This window comes from Edaphobacter dinghuensis (genome assembly GCF_014640335.1).
GTDB classification, from domain to species: Bacteria; Acidobacteriota; Terriglobia; order Terriglobales; family Acidobacteriaceae; genus Edaphobacter; species Edaphobacter dinghuensis.
In genome coordinates, this window is the sequence record NZ_BMGT01000002.1 from 1,337,724 (window position 1) to 1,355,973 (window position 18,250).

Sequence of the window (18,250 nt, forward strand, 5' to 3'; positions counted from 1 at the left end):
GGGTAGTGAACAGCCAATGTCCGGTGACGGTAATGGCCACGCCGCGTTATTCTTGAATATATGGAACGGCGCAAGGTCGGAATTTTGGGCGCGACCGGTATGGTCGGGCAGCGATTTATTCAATTATTGAGCAATCATCCGTGGTTTGAGATTGCGTGGCTGGCGGCGAGCGATCGCAGCGCGGGCAAAACGTACGGCGAAGCCTGCCGTTGGAAGCTGGACACCCCACTGCCCAAGCATATTGCTGCCATGACGATGCAGCCGAATGTGCCCGAAGGCACGGTTGGAGAACTGCCGAAGATTATCTTCGCCGCTCTCGACGCGGACATCGCCCGTGAACTGGAGCCGAAATTCGCCGCCGTGGGCTGTGCCGTTATCTCAAACTCCAGTGCGTTCCGCATGACGCCGGATGTTCCTCTTGTCGTTCCCGAGGTCAATGCAGATCACCTCTTCCTGATCGAAGTCCAGAGCTCGCGCAAAGAAAACGGCGGCAAGGGCGGTTACATTGTGACCAACCCGAATTGCAGCACCATTGGCCTGGTAATGGCACTGAAGCCACTGGAAGAGCGGTTCGGAGTCGAGAGCGTCTTCGTGACAACGATGCAGGCAGTGAGCGGCGCGGGGTATCCCGGTGTTCCTTCGCTGGACATCCTGGGCAACGTAGTGCCGTTTATTAAAAACGAAGAAGAGAAGATGCAGGAAGAGGTCGGCAAGCTGCTTGGCACGCTGAGCGGCAAAAAAGTCGAGATGCTGGACGCTAAGGTAAGCGCCCACTGCAACCGTGTTGCAGTTGAGGATGGCCATACGGAGTGCGTCAGCATCAAGCTGCGCAAGAAGGCCACGCGAGAAGAGATTCTGGCTGCGTGGAGCGAGTTCCTTCCGCTGGAAGGGCAACATCTGCCGACCGCACCCTCTCAGCCGGTGGAGTACGACGCTGCAGCAGATCGACCGCAACCCCGGCTGGACCGGATGCGCGGCAACGGCATGACCGCAACTGTCGGCCGTCTGCGCGAGTGTAGCTTGCTGGACTGGAAGTTCGTTGTGCTCTCGCACAATACGATCCGCGGAGCCGCAGGAGCGGCTGTGCTGAACGCAGAGGTTCTTGCGTTGCTGGGCAAGTTGGACAAGTTAAGCGTGGCTGTATCGCCTGCTGTGGCGGTGATGGCTTGAGCACAGTACGCGAACAGTTAGTCGTAATGAAGTTTGGCGGAACATCGGTCGAAGATGCAAAAGCGATCGAGCGGACGGCGGCAATCGTCCGTGGACGCCGGGATCGTAATCTGGAAGCGGTCGTCGTCGTCTCGGCGATGGCAAAGGTCACCGATCAATTGCTGGCTGCGGCTGCCGCAGCGGGACGCGACGATAAAGCTGGCGCGTTGGCCATCAGCGCAAGGCTGCGGCATCGGCATATCGATACGGCAGCTGAACTCTTGGACGGCGAACGCTTTGTCCATCTGCAACCGGCGATCAATCATGAGTTCGATGCGCTGGACGATCTTCTGCGCGGTATCGCTGCGGTCGGCGAATTGACAGCACGTACGAATGACCTTGTAGTGAGCTTTGGCGAGCGGCTGTCGAGCCGCATGGTCGCCGCAGCCTTCGAGCAGCGTGGCCTTCAGGGCGCACACGTTGACGCTCGCACGTGCATCGTGACCGATGGCAACTATGGCAAAGCTGTCCCGCAGGAAGCTGCAATTGAAGCGAAGCTCGCGGAACTGGTTCTGCCATTGATTCAAGCGGGACAGACGCCAGTCATGGGCGGCTTTATCGGAGCGACCGCAGAGGGCATTACAACCACTCTGGGACGCGGCGGCAGCGACTACACCGCTGCTCTGGTTGGCGGCGGAATGCACGCAGGAGCCATCGAGATCTGGACGGACGTCAATGGCATCATGACCACCGATCCTCGAATCTGTCCGGATGCGCTGCGAGTCAAGACGATCAGCTTCGAGGAAGCAGCAGAACTGGCATACTTCGGTGCAAAGGTGTTGCATCCGGCCACGATCCTCCCTGCGGTCCAAAAGAGCATTCCTGTCTGGGTACTGAACTCGCGCAATGCGGAGAACGAAGGCACCAAGATCACGGCGCTGGCTCCCAGATGCGCCAGTCCCTTCAAGAGTATTGCGGCGAAGAAGCGACTTACCATCATCGACGTCGTTGCCAGCCGCATGCTGATGTCGCATGGATATCTCAAGGCCGTCTTCGACGTCTTCGACAAGTACAAGTGCGCCATCGACATGGTTTCGACCAGCGAAGTGAGCATCTCGCTGACGGTGGACTCGAACGAGAAGCTGCCGGAGATCTGCGAAGAGCTGGGCAAGATCGCCGACGTGAAGTATGAAGGCCGTAAGGCTCTGGTGTGCCTCGTTGGCGAGGATATTCGCGGCCACAACGGCATCGCCGGTCAGGTCTTCAGCGCAGTCAGCCATATCAATGTGCGGATGATCTCTCAGGGCGCAAGCGAGATCAACATGAGCTTCATGATCGACGAGGAAGATGTCGAAGAGGCCGTGCGCAGCCTGCACAAGCACTTCTTCGTAGATCCCGACGAGACCGTGTTTGATGTAGCGGCTCGTGTTCCAGTTGCAGTTAAAGCATAGAGAGGAACACATGCGGATATTGGTCTTAGGACAAGGGAAGACAGGCAAGCTGGTAGCCGCCATCGCGGCGGAACGCGGTCATGGTGTCCATGTCCTGGATGCCAAGGAAAATGCGAACGCGTCCGCGTTGACTCCACCGTTTGTCGCGGGGTTCGATGTCGTTATCGACTTCACAGCACCCGAGGCTGTAATTCAGAACATGCGCGCGTGCTTGGCGACGGGAGCGAAGATGGTCGTCGGTACCACTGGCTGGTATGACAAGCTGCCCGACATGAAATCTTTGGCCGAACGCAAACAGGCTGGCCTGCTCTACGGAACAAACTTTTCTATCGGCGTTCAGGTGTTGTTTCAACTGGCGGCAAAGCTGGGCGATTCGCTGAAGAATGCAGGCTACCGGTTTTCGATTGAAGAGACCCACCACGTTACAAAGCTGGACTCGCCCAGCGGAACCGCGATTACGCTGGCTACGGCTGTCGAAACGGCGTCCGGCTATCAGAGAGTGCCTATCGAATCGAAGCGTGAGGGCGATGCTCCTGGCACCCATATTCTTGTGGCAGAGAGCGATGCTGACAGGCTTACGCTGACGCATGAGTCGTTCTCGCGGCGTGGGTTTGCTGAAGGCGCAGTGCGCGCGGCGGAGTGGCTGGCCTCCCGCAAAGGCTGCTACGACTTTCAAAATATTTATACGCAGATTTAGGTTTGCAGCAAACGGGGATTGCCATGAGCACGATGGGAGCAGTAACAACAAAGTTTACCGATCTGGCCTTCGAGGACAAGCTCGATCGATTGGCTGAGGTAGCCGTGAAGGTCGGTCTTGGACTGCGTGCGGGCCAGGAGCTGATCATGTCCGCTCCGATGGAGGCGCTTCCGTTGGTGCGACTAATTACGGAGCACGCCTACAAAGCTGGTGCGTTGCTGGTGACGACGTTCTACGCTGATGATCCGTCTACGCTGGCCCGTTTTGCCTATGCTCCGGACGCCAGCTTTGACTACGCTCCAAAATGGCTGCAGGATGGAATCGCCGAGGGATTCCGAAGCGGAGCCGCGCGGCTCGCGATTGCGGGCGCCAATCCTGCGCTGCTGGCGAAGGAAGACCCCGCAAAGGTAGCACGAGCTAACGTCGCAGCTTCCAAGGCTGGCAAGCCCGCAATGGAGCTGATTACACGCCATGAGATCAACTGGACGATCGTTGCCTATGCGACCCCTGCATGGGCGAAGCTGGTATTTCCCAACGATCCTGAAGACATTGCAGTAGCCAAGCTGTGGGATGCGATCTTCGTCTCCTCGCGCATCGATGCGGACGACCCGGTCGTCGAGTGGCAGCAGCATGGTGAACGTCTGAAAAAGCGCGTCGATCTGCTGAACGCAAAACGCTTCTCTGCCCTTCACTTCAAAGGGCCCGGGACCGACCTGACAGTAGGTCTTGCCGACGATCATCTCTGGGCCGGTGGCGGAACGACCGCTGGGAACGGCGTCTACTGCCAACCCAACATCCCCACCGAAGAGTGCTTCACGACTCCACACAAGGATCGCGTTGACGGCACGGTGAAAGCGTCGAAGCCGCTCTCTCACCAAGGAACCCTGATTGAAAATATCGCCGTGCGGTTTGAGGGTGGAAAGATCGTTGAAGCTACCGCGACGGCTGGCGAAGACGTGCTCAACCGGCTGATCAGCACGGACGACGGCGCTCGACGGCTCGGAGAGGTCGCACTGGTGCCTCATTCTTCACCCATTGCACAGAGCGGTGTGCTCTTCTGGAACACCCTGTTCGATGAAAATGCTGCCAGCCACATTGCGCTGGGGCAAGCCTACTCGACCTGCCTGATTGGTGGCGAGAAAATGAGCGCGGAAGAGTTGGCCAAGCGTGGTGCGAACGCCAGCCTGATCCACGTCGACTGGATGATAGGTTCCGGCGCGATGGATGTGGACGGTATCGCTACGGATGGAACGGCTGAACCGTTGATGCGTAAGGGCGAGTGGGTGTAGTTGAGACCCATTCACAACAGCAGCTACAAGCAAAGACAAGGTAAACTGCAACCACTATGGAACTGATGGGATGTGGAACGGCGCTGGTCACTCCTTTTCGCAAGGATGGCGGTGTAGATGAGCCTGCGCTTCATGCGCTGGTGAACTGGCAAATCGAGCACGGAATTGATTTTCTGGTTCCCTGTGGCACCACCGGCGAGGCTTCGACACTGACGGAAGCCGAGTGGCTTCGTGCTGTCGAGGTGGTGGTTGCGGCCGCGGCAGGGCGCGTTCCGGTATTTGCCGGATGCACGCATAACGCCACGCACGAAGCCGTGTCCAAGGCACGGAAGCTGGCACAGATTCACGGCCTTACCGGAATTCTGACGGCAAACCCTTATTACAATCGCCCAGGACAAGAGGGCCAATATCAGCACTTCAAGGCAGTCGCGGAGGCAGTGGACCTGCCGGTCCTGCTCTACAACATTCCAGGGCGAACGGGCGCGAACCTGGAGCCTACCACCGTGTTGCGGCTGGCAGAGCTGCCGAACGTCATCGGAATCAAGGAGTCTAGCGGGAACCTCGCACAGATCACCGAGTTGCTGACTACAGCTCCGCGAAATTTCAAGGTGTTTGCCGGAGACGACGGTGTAGCGCTGCCCGTAATTTCTCTGGGCGGAAGCGGCCTGATCTCGGTAGCCTCGAATGCCATTCCAGGGCAGATGTCGCGGATGGTTGGCGCAGCCATGGAGAACGATTGGATGAGTGCAAGACGCATCAACCGGCACTTTTATCGGCTGATGCAGGCGCATTTCTGGGAGCCTAACCCTGCGCCCATCAAGGCTGTGCTCTCCATGCTCGGGAAATGCGAGGACGTTCTGCGGCTGCCTATGGTGCCAGTTTCGGCGGCTACGAGGCGCAAGCTAGAGTGCATGGTGGGAGAACTTGGCCTGTTGGTCGGCGTTCCGGGAACCGGCGAAGACCTCCGGATGTTCTAAAGCTTCCTATCAATCAACATTTTAAGAAAAAGGTGACAAGTGAGTCTGGACGGAACGTTGCAGGAGCGGATTGAGCATTGGTTTGCGCAGGGTGCGGCTGCGATAGGAAACAAAGAGGCCGAGACAGCCTTTCTTGAGTTGAGGCAGGGGCTGGAGACCGGCGAGCTACGCTCGGCAGAGCCGGATGACTCCGCGCTTAAGTGGCGCGTTAATGCCTGGATCAAGAGAGGAATTCTGCTTGGGTTCCGGCTGGGAGCATTGGCACAGATGGGGTCGACCGAGGGACTTTCTTTTGTGGACAAAGCGACCTATCCGGCGCGACGTTTTGCCGTGGAAGATGGGGTGCGCGTGGTTCCGGGGGGATCCAGCGTAAGAGCAGGAGCCTATGTCTCTAAAGGGGTTGTAGTAATGCCTCCGGCCTACGTCAATGTGGGTGCGTATGTGGATGAGGGAACGATGGTGGATTCTCATGCCCTGGTGGGAAGCTGCGCCCAGATCGGAAAGATGGTGCATCTGAGCGCCGCGGCGCAGATCGGCGGAGTGCTGGAGCCAGTGAACGCTAGCCCCGTCATTATTGAGGATGACGTGCTGGTAGGTGGAAATACCGGAGTCTATGAGGGCACCGTTGTGCGGAAACGCGCGGTTCTGGCGGCTGGCACGGTGTTGACCCGGGGAACTCCGGTCTACGATCTGGTGCGGGGAGAGATCTACAAGGCGACCGCCGAGATGCCGCTGGTAATTCCTGAGGGCGCCGTGGTGGTTCCGGGCTCACGCGCTGTGAATAAGGGCAAGGGGCAGGAGTGGGGATTGAGTATTTCGGCTCCGGTCATCGTCAAGTATCGCGATGAAAAGACAGAGCTTTCACTGGTCTTGGAGGATGTCCTGCGGTAGCTTTGCATAGCGTGTTTCGGTCAGATGAAAAGAAGCCTATCCTTCGCTGAAGGATAGGCTTCTTAGTTTGCTCGCTTATCGGAAGGTAGGCGTAACTCCTACAGATGACGCGGCCCGTAGTGGAGATAAAAGACTACGGCTGACGCTACCAGGCAATAGATCCCAAAGAGATACCATCGGCCCTGTTCCAGCCAACTGCTGAGCCATTTCAAGGCGACCAGACCGGCCAAGAAGGCAAAGACCATCCCCAGCAGGCTCGCCATCACGCTGCTGTGCAGGTCAATGGGCGTGCCGCTGGCGGCGGCTTCGTGCGTCGCCTTCAACAACCGCATGGCTTCTTTGCCGATGGCGGCGGGAGTAAGGATAACAGCGAGGGCAAAGCTGAAGCGCTCGGCTCGGTCCTTGCTGGCCCCGGTCAACATACCAGTTGAGATCGTCGCACCAGAGCGCGAGAATCCGCGGAAGGGCAGGCAAAGTCCCTGAATCGCGCCGATCCAACCAGCCTGACGCATGGTGACACTGTCTCCGTAGACCTGCTCATGTGCGCCCATACGGCGGCTTTCAATCAGACCGGCGATCAGGATAAGGATACCTGCCGCGGCGAGTGCGGGGGCTACAAGATCGAGCCGCCCAAAGAGGGATTCGATCTCACCCTTGCTCGCTCCGGCAAAGGCGGTCTTCTCGATGACCTTGATGATGGGGTAGCCAATGATCGCGGTCAGGATAGAAGCCCAGATGGCTCGGATGGCAAAACGCTTAAAGGCATCGGAGCTGGAGAAGTAGGTCCGCTTCCACTGGCTCCAGAAGTAGACGATAACGGCGAACATGGTGCCGGTGTGCAGCATGACCAGCAGCAGCGTCATGGGCGGCGAGGAGGGGTCGAGACCCAGCAGCTTCTCCGCAACGACGACGTGGGCGGAGCTGGAGACGGGCAGAAGCTCGGCGAGACCCTGCACGATGGCAAGAATGATCACTTGAAAAATTGGCATAGTCCCATCCTAAATGGCGTCTCGAAGATATAGCAGCCGGTACTTACGAGAGCATCTTCTCGAACACTGCCCAGGTTTTAATACGCTCGAAACCTTCGCGGAGATAGAATCGGTGCGCATCCTCGCGGGCAATGCGGGAGGTAACGCGAATCTTTGCGACACCCTGTTCCCTGCTCCATGCCTCGACTTCGGCACACAGCCGCTTGCCGATTCCCTGGCTGCGATAAGCATCGTTGACGACAAGTCCGGTGATGAGCGCGAAGGATGGCGACTGCAGCTCATGCATGATGGTGACTTCGATCCAGCCTATGACTTCATCGGCTTGCATGCTTTGCATGCAGGTGACAAAGGCCGCATGGCTACCGGTATGGGAGGACATTTGTACGATGCGCTGCGCGATCGCTTCCGAAGATGCCTGATAGCCGAGTTGGGCGCTAAGCACTGATATCTCTTTGGCGTCTTCGAGCAGCATTGGGCGCACAGTGAAAGTAGGAGCATGAGAAGTGACCTTAGGATGGCCAGCCAAAGAATCGCTCATGCCTCCATGCTCGCACAATTGAACAACTGCCAGTGGAATTCTGGCCTGCCGGGCTAAGAACTGTGGCCGTGGCACTGCAAAACTCCTAGGTACGCGCTCCATGGGCCAACCGTGTCGCGGTATTGATGAGCCATCACACGGGAGAGCTGGTGCAGGTGAGTAAGATCGTGAACAGCCCACGTCGATAAGAGTTCCGATAGCGTGACCGAACCAAAGGCAGGATGTCTTCCTTTGCGAGCGAGGTCTTCAGGCTGCAGATTAAGAGCATCAAGCGCGGCCAGGTTTTCCTTCCGCAGATGGGCAAAGTCATCAAGCAACTGCTCGAACGATCTATCCTGACTCGCCTTTAGCTGAGCAAAGCGATCAAAGGGTTCGAATGACCGGGCCTCGCTGCTCTCAAGCGTCATACGTACCCTGGGCATCCAGTCGGTGCGCTCGGCGAAGGCCAGATGGCCCACAATATCGAATGCGCTCCAGGTTCCCTCTCCTTCGTTGCGGCATACCCAAATATCGGGCAGGCCACGCAACAGTGCATCGAGCGCGCTGGGCGTGCGCGTAAGGATTGCGATGATCTCAGGCAGGTTGTGTCGGTTCTGTGTCTCCATGGCTCCATAGATACATGGATCGCGCTTTGAACTCAAGCGATAGAGCGAAATGACTAGAACCACGAGCTTTCAAAAGATGGTGGTGCTTAATCGCGGTCGTCGCCGAAGATAGGTATCTGTTGCTGCACTTTGTAGGCGATAGCGGCAGCGCGCGCGGCGTAATCCGATTGCGGATACTTTTCTTTGAGCTCCTGCGCTAATGCGATAGCCCGTTGTCCGGCCTCCTGCGAGCGCTTTCGATCGTCCTGCACGGTGTACATGGTGCTGGCTACACCCTGACGATAGGTCGCGTTGTAGAGCGCTTCTGCTGCTTTGGGGCCATCGGGATAATGTTGTGCGTACTTCTCATAGAGACCGGACTCCATCTCAGGACACTTGGGCAAACCCTGCCAGTCTCCACAGAGCTTGTTGTCGAGCAGATCATAGGCAGCGAGAGCGGCGTACTTCGTGTCGGGGTACATCTTCATCACTTTCTTCATCTCGCCGTCGTAGAGCTGGGGCCGCAGATAGGCCTCCTGCTCCTTGGCACTGGGAAGGGTGCTGATGTCCTCCTTCTCCAACTGCCAGCGAATATCTGCCGCCCGCCATGCTGCTGCCGGGGCAAAGGGAGACTGAGGAAAATAATCGGCAGCGCGTTCATAGAGCAGATGTGCCGCCTGCGCTGCCCCCTTCGGTGCATGAGGTTGCGCCGCTTCGTCCTCGAAGTTTGCCGCAGCGCCGTACAGGATCGCGTCACCACCAGGAGTAGACGGTGTCACTACTCCCTTATCGCGGATCCAACCCGAGGCCGGAGTGACGGTGTCGCTGTCGTCGGTAAACTCGGGCTTATTCTCGTCGTTGGTATCCTCGACGTCGGTGTTGGCGAAGACCTGGATCCAAGGGCCGTTGCGCTGAACGATGACAACCTCGTGTCCGGGAGTCACCACGGAGAGCTTCTGCGCGTCGGCATCGGCAGTGACATAAACGTTGGCCTGATGCAGCACGGTGGCACGAGCGGCGCGGTCATAGCCCGATTTGTCCTTCGGCTTCTGCGCTGCCGCAACTCCTGATGCAAACAACAGAATTGTCGATACCGGAAGGATCAATCGTTGGCGAAGAGTTCGCTGAAGCAATAGAGCACGCATAGACGATTATTAGACGCTCCATTCAGGGTATGGGGAGAGCCCATGCGCCATGATAGCGGCTGTTGCAAGGAAAGTGCAGTTCAGGCGCTCACGGATTCGCGGGCAACATGGACCCGGTCGCGGCCAGCGTGCTTGGCATCGTATAGCGCACGATCAGCCAGACGGACCAGGTCCGTGGCATCGTGAGCGGGAGCGGGATACATTGCGACGCCGATAGACACCGAGATCTGGCGCAGAGTCTCTCCCTTGGACCGTACACGCAGCTTACCGACGGCTTCACGGATCAGCTCCGCACGCTCAATGGCGGTCTCTTCGTTCGTCTCTGGAAGGATAATAATGAACTCTTCGCCACCATAACGGCAGACCACATCTTCGCTGCGTACCGACTGGCGGAAGCATTCGGCGACTTCCCGAAGAACAGTATCGCCTGCCTCGTGGCCAAAGGTGTCGTTGAAAGCCTTGAAGTGATCCACATCGATCATGAGAATGGCCAGAGGAGTTGTGCTGCGAAGAGCGCGATGCACCTCGCGCTCGAGAGCGATTGCCATAAAGTGGCGATTGAAGAGCCGCGTGAGGCCATCGCGAATGGATTGATTTTCAAGCTTTGCGCGCAGGTTGAGGCTGGCGATAGTCATCGCTGCCAGCTCAACCATCTCGTTGACCTGGAGGATGCGACCGCGCGCGAGGTCTGCAATCTCTTGCGTGGGAAAGGTGAGATAAACAAAGCCGAGGGTCTCCCCCTGCGCAGTCAGGGGGATGCAGACATAGTTTTCCGGCGGCTCGCCGGTGAAGTGGCTGCAGTTGATAGCGGAGTGGCCGGGAGAACGCCACCGCAGATGCCCAGCCCGCAACCCGCAGCAGGCATCGGGAGCGAAGCCATCAGCCAGCGAGGCAGGGCTATTCCATGTGGCTGCGATCTCCAGCATGCTGCGCGAATTGTTAATGATCAGGGTTGCGCCGCTGCTCCCGGGAACAAGCGCCTGGAGATGACGGCAGGTACAAGCCTGGGCCTCGGCTGACGTAACGCACAGATGCAGTTCGTCGCGCGTCGTCTTCAGAAGAGCGGCCTCCGCTCCACGACGTTCGAGCGCTTCAATCGTGGCTTCAAGATTGTCGTTCGCAACCGATAATTGCTTCTCGAATGACCGGCGGCGCAGCGCGTCGCGAATGAGAAACCCGAAGAGGACAACCAGCACCAACAGTAAAAGCCCAAGGTAGCCAGCGCCAGCGAGCAGGCTTCGAACGCTGCTGTCCTGCGACTCGTTAGAGCGCTGCGTTAACAGACCGCGCTCCTCTTGCTGAATCACATCGAGAACGTTGTGGGAGGCCTGGAGCTGCCGATCCGGAACGGCTCTCGATTGCCGGGCAGTCTCTACCGCACGGGCCAAATCGTCAATCGAGGTCTCCAGCTCATCGACGTGACGCCGCTGCGAGGCGTTGTCCTGCAAGAGATTTTGCAACGTAGAGACACCGCTCTGGGCAGCAGCCAGGGAGGACTCTGAAGCGCGCAGATAATTTATGTCTCCGGTCGCCTGGAAGAGCTGCATGCTCGAGCTGATCCGGTCAAGCCGTTGCGACTCTAACTGGAGGGTGCTGAGAACGGTCTGAGAGTGATCCAGCCAATTCCGAATCTCGATCAGATGCCGTGTATTCGAGTAGACGATTAGACCGCCACCGACAGTAAAAACAAACGCTCCAATGGCAGACAGGAGCAGAAGAGGGATCACCTTACTTGGTTTAAGAGGAGCGTGCCGAGAGGAGGAAAGTTCAGTCAATTTGAGGGGTCCAAGACACGTATCTTCAGTACGACTCTCACTTAGCGTACCGCAACTCTACCTGAACATGCTGATACGAAAGTGGTAGTGCAATCCGGGGTGATTACACCCGACGCAGCCTTGAGTGTCAATTCAACGTCTTTCGCAGCCCCGGCTCCAGGTTTCCTCCGCTCAGCACCAGAGCCACCTTGCGCACGCGCGGCAGCTTGCGAGCATGGTACAGCGCCGCGGCAAAAGCTACGGCTCCGCTGGGCTCGGGCACCAGCTTGGTGGCCAACAGCATCGTCCGCATCGCCGACAGAATCTCGTCCTCGGTTATAGTGACGATCCCATCCACGTAGGCCAGAATGTGCTCGAAGTTGAGCGCGCCAAGGCTCTGAGTGCGGAGACCGTCGCCTATCGTCCGGGTCGTCTTCTCCGCAGGCCACCGGATCAACCGCCGTGCCTCGAAGCTCTCTTTTGCGTCCGCCGCCAACTCCGGCTCTGCACCCCAGACCTGCACGGACGGCATGGTCAGCTTTACGGCTGCTCCGGTTCCGCTCAACAGCCCACCGCCGCTTACCGGCGCAATGATGAGGTCAACACTGGGAAGCTGCTCCAGAATCTCCATCGCACAGGTTCCCTGTCCCGCAATGATTGCAGGATGGTCATAAGGTGGAATGACGGCATAACCAAACTGTGCGGCAAGCTCTTCGGCCTTGGCCTGACGCTCGGAAGATGCTAGACCAACGATAACAATCTCGGCACCGAGCGCTTTTGTCGCCGCCATCTTGATCTCCGGGGTGTTGTCGGGCATGACGATGACGGCCTTTGCGCCGAGTGCTCGCGCAGCATAGGCAACGCCCTGGGCATGGTTGCCGCTGGAGTAGGTGATGACGCCGCGCTGCAATGCCTCTGGCGACAACTGCGCCACCATGTTGTACGCTCCGCGCAGCTTGAAGCTGCCGATGGGCTGCTCGCTCTCTGCCTTGATATAGATATCGAAGTCCGGCTCAGGCAGCTTTGCCATCCGCAGGCGGGCACGCTCCAACCGGTAGAGTGGGGTTCGCACGGCCACGCCGGCGAGCCTCTGCTTCGCTGCGCGAATCTCATCGAGCGTCACCAGATTGCTCATCTTCCTTCCTCAATCGTCAAAAAATTCGGCCCAGCCCGAAGTACCACTTGTAGTGTCCGCTACCGCCGATGCTGCCGCCTCCATAGACAGGGCCGATCAACGTCTTCATCACCACAATCGCGGTCCCATCGTTAGGCACGGAGGGCGTGTTGGCATTAGCTCCGTTCAGCTTGGCGATCTCATAGAAGCCACCTGCATAGATTGCATCGCCAAAGATAGGGTTCAGATGCGACAGTCGAACCAGATAGCCGGCCTGCCCGAGAAAATAATCGTCGCTCAGCAGCTCCCCACGATCATAGGCAGTCAAGCGCAGAGGACCGCCCAATGAAAATCCGGCAAGCCCAAGATTCGATGCGCCAAAACTTGTGCCTCCGCTGGCAGTGCCGAAGAGGATGCCGCGTTTTCCTGACGGGATAAAGTGCTCCGTCGTTATGTTCAACTGCGAGAGTCCGCTATTTGAATTGGGCCTCTGAGTGTAATAGCTGAAGTTCGAATATACCTCCGAGCCCTTCGTTGGCAGCATCACCTCATCCTGGCCCAGATATTGAAACCGTACCGAAGTAACCAGAGGAGTAATGTTGAACTCCTGCCCTATTGTATTTCCAACAATACGGCGCTCGCCGAACCACTGGTAGTCTTCGCCTGCGCGCAGCTCGGTCCGTGCATTGAACTGATAACCGATATCGGCACCAAGCCCATTCCTACGCTGCTTGAACTGTGCCAGTTGATCGCTGCCTGAGTAGTAACCGGTCTCCGAATGCGTCACATAAGCATGCGGAGCGACGAACCATCGCGAGGTCAGCGTCAGCGGCTTGTAAAGCTCCGCATCGAAGCCTGCAACCTGCCCTACCATTCCATCAATGCGCAGCTCTGAACGAGGACCGGCGATATCCAGAAATGTGGCCCTTGCGCCGAACCCAAGCTGAATATCATTTGAATCGTTGGATAGAAGAGTCAATCCCAGGTTCAGAAATGGCGGAGCATAGTCTTTCGTTCGAGGCCGAATCAACAATCCCGGCTTGCCGTTCTCGTCTATCAGGTTGTAGTTGATGATCGAATAATTTCCCGTACCTTCGAGGTCTGAGATAGTCCGCTCAATTGCCGTTGTGTCGACTGGCTTGCCAACAAATTTTTTAAACGACGCAGCAACCTCAGATTGCTCTGCGCCCTTCAACCCATAGACGTCTACAAACTGAGGCACCGGCACTTTGGTACGCCGCCGTGAGTTGCGGTTCGCGAGATATGCATTCCAGTCAGCGTCGTCGAGAGCATATTTTTCAAGTGCCCCAGCCTGCGCCTGTGCGGCCTCCTGACCCAGTGGAATAATTTCGGCGCTCTTATCAAAGTCCGTTGCGCTGAACTTACTGACGTCCGCCTTGATCAGCACAGTGGCATTCTTCATGCTGGCCTGTTCATTCGCTGCCACCATGATTGACACATTTCTGCCGGCCACAGCCAGCGGAGAACTCAGACTCTGCGACTTAACCGGCCCTGTATCCAAATACACTGCAATCACAATGTCCGCACCCATGTCACGCGCCACGTCTACGGGAAGATTGTCGACAGCGGCTCCATCGGAGTAAATTTCGTCGCCATGCTGGACGGGAGCGAACATGCCGGGAATCGACATCGTTGCACGCATTGCCTGTGCCAGTGAGCCGTCTTCGAAGACATGCTTCTTGCCAGTCACAATCTCGGTTGCGACACAGCGAAAGGGGATAGGAAGATCGTCAAAGCTTTGCAGATCGTAGTAGGGCATCAGAGTGCGGTCAAAGAGCAGGCCCACTGCCGCGCCAGAGTTCAAACCCCTCGGTACGCTGATTCCATGCTTCAGCCCAAGCTCTAACCGATTGGGATATGCCAGCCTGTCTTCTTTTCTGCGATAGCTCAACGCCTGGAACGGAACCTGGCCGCTCAACACTCCGGGCCAGTGAATGCGGCCCACGAACGACTTGATGTCATCGGGATTGTTGCCCGCGGCATACAGGCCGCCAACCAAGCCGCCCATACTGGTTCCGGCTACGTAATCAACCGGAATGTGATGAGCCTCCAGCCACTCGATTGCGCCGATATGCGCAAAGCCCAGTGCCCCGCCACCCTCAAGCACCAGCCCAATAGTGGGTCGCTTCGGAGGAATGATCTTCGGCTTTTGTGCCGCTATGGCCGATACCCCCGACAGAAGAGTCGCACAGCCTAACCCAAGAAGAATGCTCCGAGAAAAAGCGCTCTTTGTGAAAGAGATCATCTGCAGATAAATCTATCAGCAACATCTCTTCGATGGACGCTCGCAGGTGCCTTCGTCGATTACACCGTAGTTACACTTTGTCTGCATCAAAAGAAGCGACCGGTTGTTTCTCATCCTTCCTGACGTATGATCCATCAGTCATAGAGGAGTAATACAGATGTGCTTTTCAGCCAGCGCAAATTTCACAGGGAGCGCCATCCTGGGAACGATCGGAGTCGCAACCTTAGCCGAGGTGAAGCACCGGCGCGCATTTATGTTTGCAGCCATGCCTCTGCTGTTTGCCGTGCATCAGTTCATCGAAGGATTCGTGTGGCTGGGAATCGACAATATTCTGCCCGCGTATGTTGCCCACGATGCCGGTGCCGCATTTGTCCTGTACGCGCAGGGCTTGCTTCCCTTTCTGCTGCCCCTGAGCGTGTATCTCATCGAGCCGACACGCAACCGGCAAAAGCGAATGCTCTGGTTCGTGTTGCTGGGCGGCTGCCTGGCGTTGTACATCCTTTGGGGATTGACCGCCTATCCTCTGCAAGTCTCCGCGCGCGGTCACAGCATCGTCTACTTCAATCCAGTGACGACAACGACCGTGGTTGCCGTGCTCTATGTCATCGCAACCTGCGGCGCTCTGCTCTTTTCAGGATTTCGCTACCTGATCGCACTCGGCATCGCCAATATTGCAGGGCTGCTGGTAGTGATGATCGTGATGCGTTACGCGTTTACTTCGATCTGGTGTGCTTATGCTGCAGTGATCAGCGTTCTGATCTACTTTCATTTCCGCCGAAGACGTCGCATGCCACCCGTGGTCTATACGGCCACCGCGTAAGCCGTATTTTGTTTTGCCTTCTACACTCGAAAGGGCTAAGCTCGCCTACTGTACCGAAGTCCTGGAGGATTCATGCATTCACGAGCACTCCTATTGAGCACGATCATTTTCTTCGGCTTATCCACAGCGTATCCGGCTGCTTCGCAAGACCGGTCCAATAATCCTCAGAATAATACCGACAACAGAGGTAACCAGGGCAGACCCGGTGGCCCACAAACGAAGCCCAGCCCAGGCGGCGGCAATGCGCGACCCCAACCTGGTCGGCCTAACCCTGGTGGTGGAAATCAGAAGCCACAGCCGAGTCGTCCGCAACCTGGCAAGCCGCAACCAAGCCGTCCCCAGCCATCTCGGCCAAATCCCGGTAAGCCTAATCCCAGCCGGCCTAGTCCAGGGCGGCCAAATCCTGGTCGTCCTAATCCCGGCCGACCGGGTCCTAGCCGACCGCCGCAGTGGGGACACCGCCCATCAAGGCGTCCGTCGTACAGCTTCCGTCCCAATGATCGTGCCTATCTACACCGCTACTATTTGAGCCGTCTTGCCGCAATTAATCGCGCCAATCGGATACGCTTCGTCATTGGTGGGTTCTTCCCGTACGCTTATATCCCCGACATCGCTCCTCTGCCGCCGGATGTGTATGGATACCTCCCTCCACCACCCCCTGGCTATGCGATGGGTTACTACGACGGTTATGTCGTCGTCTACGATCCTGTCACCTATTACATTGCCAATGTCATCGACCTGTTGCAATAACCGTTCTTTCCGCTCGACTCAAATAAAAAGGCGCCCCGCGAAGGGCGCCTTTTTGCAGCTTTCAAATCGAAAGATCAGATCTCCAGAATGACTGGCATAATCAGAGGACGGCGACTGGTGCTCTTCTGGATATACCGCTTGAGGTCGGTGCGAATCTTTTCCTTGATCACACCGTAGTCAGCCTTCTCCTCTGGGCTGGAGTTGTCGAGCGTGCGCTGCACGATCTGTCGTGCCTCTGGGATCAATCCTTGCTCAGCCACAGCCATGCCACGCATTACGATCTCGGGTGCATTCTCAAGCAGCCCAGTCCGTTTGTTGATAGCAATGATCGGCAACACAATTCCATCTTCGCTGAGGTGTTTGCGATCGCGGATAATCAGGTCTCCAACAACATCGTTCGAAGCGCCGCCAGAGTCGATGCAAACGCGACCCACAGTTACCTTGCCGGTCTTGGTGGCCGAGTTCTTATCCAACTCCAGAACGTCGCCATCTTCTAACAGGATCGTCTTCTCCACGACGCCCATCGAGCCAGCAAGTTCCACATGTCGCTTGAGGTGGCGATAGTCGCCATGCACAGGAATAAAGAACTTCGGACGAACGAGGTTGATCATCAGACGCAGCTCTTCCTGGCTACCGTGTCCGCTGACGTGGATCAGTCCCGAAGCGCCATCATCGTAAATAACCTTGGCGTCGCGACGCTCCAGATGGTCGATGACGCGATAGATAGACTTTTCATTGCCGGGGATGACACGCGAGCTCATCAGCACGGTATCGCCTGCATCGATGTGCGCGAACTTATGGTTATTGACTGCCGCCCGACTCAGAGCGCTCATAGGCTCGCCCTGTGTTCCACTGATCATGATGCACAGCTTGTCGGCTGGATGGTCCTTAATATGGCCGGGATTGATTACCAGCCCCTGCGGCAGGTCGAGGTAGCCAAGGTCCTGAGCGATCTCGGTCGAGTTGTCGAGCGAACGGCCGATAATTGCCACCTTGCGGCCATGCTGGTGCGCCAGCTCCATCGCCAGCCGAATACGGTGAATCGAAGACGAGAAGCAACTGAAGAACAGCTTCTTCTTTGCCTGGGCGAAGATCTCATCGAGCCTCGGCCTCACAGCGCGCTCGCTCGGCGTATATCCGTGACGGTCAACGTTGGTCGAGTCCTGCAGAAGCGCGAGAACTCCCTGCTTGCCCAGCTCGGCAAAGGCATGAAGATCGAACGGCTTTCCATCAGGAGGTGAGAGATCGACCTTGAAGTCGCCCGTATGCAGAATGACGCCCACGGGCGTATGAATGGCAAGCGCAACGCAATCCACCAACGAGTGCGTCACGCGAATGGGCATGATTGAGAAAGGCCCCAGCGTGAAGCGGCGCCCCGGCAGCATCTCGATCAGATCAGCTTCGTCCAGCAGGTTATGCTCTTCGAGCTTGCCTTCGACATAGGCCAGAGTAAACTCGGTCCCGTATACGGGCACATTCAATTCGGAGAGAATCCAGGGCAGGCCGCCGATGTGGTCTTCGTGCCCGTGGGTCAAGAGAATGGCGCGAACCTTATCCCGATTTTCCGTCAGGTAACTGATGTCCGGAACGACGATGTCCACACCCAGCAACTCTTCTTCGGGAAACATCAGACCGGCATCGATGACAATAATGTCATCCTGCCAACGGAGAGCCATGCAGTTCATCCCGAACTCGCCCAGGCCCCCCAGCGGAATCATCTTCAATTTATCAAGTGTCATCAACCTTCAATCTTAGCATCGCTAATCGATACGGCCGTTTTACACGCCCCCTGTATAAAACTGCACTTCGGACTCGCATCCCATGCGAATACGAGGC

The 18,250-nt window shown here is 57.2% G+C and carries 16 protein-coding genes; 8 read left to right on the forward strand and 8 right to left on the reverse strand.

All coding sequences use genetic code 11. The features are described 5' to 3' along the window. Positions 1-60 precede the first annotated feature (60 nt). The 6 genes from asd to IEW09_RS11305 are packed head-to-tail and all read left to right on the forward strand — an operon-like array spanning position 61 to position 6,454. The gene (asd, locus tag IEW09_RS11280) at positions 61-1,170 is read left to right on the forward strand and encodes an aspartate-semialdehyde dehydrogenase (protein WP_188554216.1); all 1,110 of its coding nucleotides are present in this window, start codon (positions 61-63) and stop codon (positions 1,168-1,170) included. A gap of 26 nt (positions 1,171-1,196) precedes the next feature. Beyond that, positions 1,197-2,600: a lysine-sensitive aspartokinase 3 gene (lysC, locus tag IEW09_RS11285; protein WP_188554438.1), complete on the forward strand. Its 1,404-nt coding sequence runs from the start codon at positions 1,197-1,199 to the stop codon at positions 2,598-2,600. A gap of 10 nt (positions 2,601-2,610) precedes the next feature. After that, positions 2,611-3,297 carry a 4-hydroxy-tetrahydrodipicolinate reductase gene (gene dapB, locus IEW09_RS11290; RefSeq protein WP_188554217.1) on the forward strand — a complete coding sequence of 229 codons (687 nt, stop codon included), beginning with the start codon at positions 2,611-2,613 and terminating at the stop codon, positions 3,295-3,297. A gap of 23 nt (positions 3,298-3,320) precedes the next feature. Then, positions 3,321-4,586 carry an aminopeptidase gene (locus tag IEW09_RS11295; protein ID WP_188554218.1) on the forward strand — a complete coding sequence of 422 codons (1,266 nt, stop codon included), beginning with the start codon at positions 3,321-3,323 and terminating at the stop codon, positions 4,584-4,586. A gap of 56 nt (positions 4,587-4,642) precedes the next feature. Further along, positions 4,643-5,563, forward strand: a complete 921-nt coding sequence (gene dapA, locus IEW09_RS11300) for a 4-hydroxy-tetrahydrodipicolinate synthase (RefSeq protein WP_188554219.1) — start codon at positions 4,643-4,645, stop codon at positions 5,561-5,563. A 39-nt stretch (positions 5,564-5,602) separates the two neighbouring features. Beyond that, a complete protein-coding gene (locus IEW09_RS11305; protein ID WP_188554220.1) occupies positions 5,603-6,454 on the forward strand; it encodes a 2,3,4,5-tetrahydropyridine-2,6-dicarboxylate N-succinyltransferase in 852 nt (283 codons plus the stop codon). A gap of 98 nt (positions 6,455-6,552) precedes the next feature. Here the strand turns inward: IEW09_RS11305 and IEW09_RS11310 are convergent, their stop codons facing one another. The 7 genes from IEW09_RS11310 to IEW09_RS11340 form a co-directional block, all read right to left on the reverse strand. After that, entirely contained in the window at positions 6,553-7,443 is an 891-nt protein-coding gene (locus IEW09_RS11310) for an undecaprenyl-diphosphate phosphatase (RefSeq protein ID WP_188554221.1), read from the reverse strand. A 43-nt stretch (positions 7,444-7,486) separates the two neighbouring features. Next, entirely contained in the window at positions 7,487-7,981 is a 495-nt protein-coding gene (locus tag IEW09_RS11315) for a GNAT family N-acetyltransferase (protein WP_188554222.1), read from the reverse strand. 53 nt (positions 7,982-8,034) lie between these two features. After that, a complete protein-coding gene (locus IEW09_RS11320) occupies positions 8,035-8,586 on the reverse strand; it encodes a DinB family protein (protein ID WP_188554223.1) in 552 nt (183 codons plus the stop codon). 86 nt (positions 8,587-8,672) lie between these two features. Next, positions 8,673-9,710, reverse strand: coding sequence for an outer membrane protein assembly factor BamD (locus IEW09_RS11325; protein ID WP_229739249.1), 1,038 nt, complete (start codon positions 9,708-9,710; stop codon positions 8,673-8,675). 80 nt (positions 9,711-9,790) lie between these two features. Beyond that, positions 9,791-11,437 carry a sensor domain-containing diguanylate cyclase gene (locus IEW09_RS11330; RefSeq protein ID WP_188554224.1) on the reverse strand — a complete coding sequence of 549 codons (1,647 nt, stop codon included), beginning with the start codon at positions 11,435-11,437 and terminating at the stop codon, positions 9,791-9,793. Between the two features lie 175 nt (positions 11,438-11,612). Next, entirely contained in the window at positions 11,613-12,599 is a 987-nt protein-coding gene (locus IEW09_RS11335) for a threonine ammonia-lyase (protein ID WP_188554225.1), read from the reverse strand. A gap of 16 nt (positions 12,600-12,615) precedes the next feature. Next, positions 12,616-14,844, reverse strand: a complete 2,229-nt coding sequence (locus IEW09_RS11340) for a patatin-like phospholipase family protein (RefSeq protein ID WP_188554226.1) — start codon at positions 14,842-14,844, stop codon at positions 12,616-12,618. A 157-nt stretch (positions 14,845-15,001) separates the two neighbouring features. Between IEW09_RS11340 and IEW09_RS11345 the strand changes: the two genes are divergently transcribed. Then, positions 15,002-15,664, forward strand: coding sequence for a DUF6629 family protein (locus tag IEW09_RS11345; protein WP_188554227.1), 663 nt, complete (start codon positions 15,002-15,004; stop codon positions 15,662-15,664). 525 nt (positions 15,665-16,189) lie between these two features. Beyond that, on the forward strand, positions 16,190-16,414 hold the full coding sequence (locus IEW09_RS11350) for a hypothetical protein (RefSeq protein WP_188554228.1): 225 nt from the start codon (positions 16,190-16,192) through the stop codon (positions 16,412-16,414). A gap of 74 nt (positions 16,415-16,488) precedes the next feature. On the opposite strand, the gene IEW09_RS11355 is transcribed toward IEW09_RS11350, so the two are convergent. Next, positions 16,489-18,153: a ribonuclease J gene (locus IEW09_RS11355; protein ID WP_188554229.1), complete on the reverse strand. Its 1,665-nt coding sequence runs from the start codon at positions 18,151-18,153 to the stop codon at positions 16,489-16,491. Positions 18,154-18,250: the final 97 nt, after the last annotated feature.